This window comes from Methyloversatilis sp. (assembly GCF_051861465.1).
Lineage (GTDB): Bacteria > Pseudomonadota > Gammaproteobacteria > Burkholderiales > Rhodocyclaceae > Methyloversatilis.
Window position 1 is genome coordinate 1 of record NZ_JBHYCQ010000024.1, and the last position, 2,282, is coordinate 2,282.

At 62.4% G+C, this 2,282-nt stretch carries 1 protein-coding gene; it reads right to left on the minus strand.

Annotated elements, in window-relative coordinates; translation table 11 throughout:
• Positions 1 to 13: 13 nt before the first annotated feature.
• The gene (locus tag ACTIFF_RS17735; RefSeq protein ID WP_439538027.1) at positions 14 to 1,801 is read right to left on the minus strand and encodes an amidase family protein; all 1,788 of its coding nucleotides are present in this window, start codon (positions 1,799 to 1,801) and stop codon (positions 14 to 16) included.
• Positions 1,802 to 2,282: the final 481 nt, after the last annotated feature.

Here is a 2,282-nt window from a genome sequence, read left to right on the forward strand (position 1 = left end):
GAACTGCAGCCGATCACAGCGCACAGCGCGGCTTTGTGCAGAGGTTGGTGATCAGGCGCGTGTCCAGTGCCGTGATCTTGCCGTCGCCGTCGATGTCGGCCTTGTCGTACGGGCCGGTCGCCGACTGGTTCAGCCGGCGCGAAGCGGCTGTCACGTCCTTGCTGTTCACCTTGCCGTCGCCGTCGATGTCGCCGCGCAGAACGACATCGGTCGGCAGCGCGGGCGCGCTCGGCGGCAGGAAACGCCCCTTCGTGGCCTGCTCCAGCGCGTAGGACAGCTCGATCAGGCGCGGCTCGCCGAAACGGCGGCCGGCAAAAGACACGCCGGCCGGAATCGGTACGCCGTTCGAAATCACCGACCCATAGGGAATGACGATGCTCGGATAGCCTGCGCGCGCCCAGGTGCCGGCGCTGCCGCTGCCCGAATAGAAGATGGCATCGAAATCGTCTGCCGTACCCTCCTCACCGTCCGGTCCGTTCAGCGCGTTGTTGATCGCGGTGCGCGAGCGTGTAATGCCATTGACGTAGTTTGTCTGATAGGTCAGGGTGTCGGCGCTGCCCGGACTGATGTCGAGATTGTTCGATGCGATGAACGTCGTCTGACCGTACTTGATCGTGTTCAGGTCCGTGTTGGCCGCGTTGTACGCAATCAGATCAGCAAGCGACTGGATCGGGAAGGAATCCGGCAGGCTGTCGAAGTACAGGTTCACATCACGCTTCTGACCGTAATTCAGCACGCCCGGCGTGTTCTGGAAGGTCACGGCCGGAATCCGGACCACCGTGGCACCCAGTTCCTCCATCTTGGCGATCGCGGCATTCATGATGTCGGCGCGGTTGTTCGGGAATGGCGGCACCGCAATGCGTGCGCCGGCCAGACCGTCCGCCTTCAGGAAGGGCGTGTAGTCGTTGAAACAGTTGCCCGGTTCCAGACATTCGAGCGTCGCCGGGTCGGTCGGGTCGTAGCCGGCAATCACGCCGAGCACGATAGCCGCGTCGGTCACCGTGCGGGTCATCGGGCCGGCGGTATCCTGATCGGCGGTGATCGGGATGATGCCGTCGCGACTCACCAGACCGACGGTCGGCTTGATGCCGACGATGCCATTGGCGTTGGCCGGACTCAGGATGGAACCTGATGTTTCGGTACCGATCGTCAGCGCGACCATATTGGCGGCGGCCGCAATACCGGAGCCGGAACTGGAGCCGCTCGGATTGAGCAGCGGCCGGCCGTCCGCCGGATTGGTCGAAGGACGCGTGTCGTACGGGTTGTAGCCGTAACCACCCAAGCCGCTATAGCCGGACACGAAACCATTCGAAATGAAGTTGGCGAATTCGGTCAGCGTCGCCTTGCCGATGATGATGGCGCCCGCATCACGCAGTTTCTTCGTGATGAAGGCGTCGTCCAGGGGGATCGAATCGCGCAGGGCGACCGCACCACCGGTGGTCGGCATGTCATCGGTGTCGATGATGTCCTTCAGCAGGATGGGCACGCCGTACAGCGGTCCGATCGGCGTTCCGGGCACGAAGCGCGCGTCGTCCATGGCTTTCGCCGTAGCAGCCGCTTGCGGATTCACATACATGTAGGAGTTGAGTTTCGGACCGCCGTCGTCATAGGCGGCGACGCGCGCCAGATACATATTGATCAGCTGTTCTGCGGACAGAAGCCTCGACTGGAAGGCTTCCTGGATTTGCGGCACCGTTGCCTCGATCAGACTGAACTGCTTCGGCGCGGTTTGCGCCAGGGCGTTGAATGCGGCCACATTGCCGACCAGCGCCATCGCAGTTGCCAATATCTTTCTCTTCATCAGGGGACCTCTCCTAGATAGAACGGTTGGTTACAGGCAACTCTGTTTCTCATCCTTTTTGTAAGGACGTGTAGCAGGAGCACAAACTGGTCCACCGCTGAAATCTCATTTTTTTCCGCGGCTTGCGACGCTTTTTCGACTCTATCCAATTGAAAGTTAGAGGGCTTTGTATGCACCGCAAGCGATGCACCGAACAGGTGCCCCCCGGGAATAAATCACGAGTGGTGCGCGCGCTCGCGCGGTGACCCATGCGGGTGCGCAGGTCTTCGGCACAGCGGGCGATTCTTCGGGCAGAGCGCATGGATGCTCTGTTTTTGTGGGAGCGGCCCTTGCGCGAGCCGCGGCCTGTGGGAGCGGCGGCCTCGCCGCGATCGGCGCGTTGATCAACGATCATCGCGGCATCAATCGCGGCGAGGGCGGCGCGGGGGTTTCGGCGAGCACTGCTCGCCGCCCGCAGAGCCGGCTGGCCATGCAGGGCCAG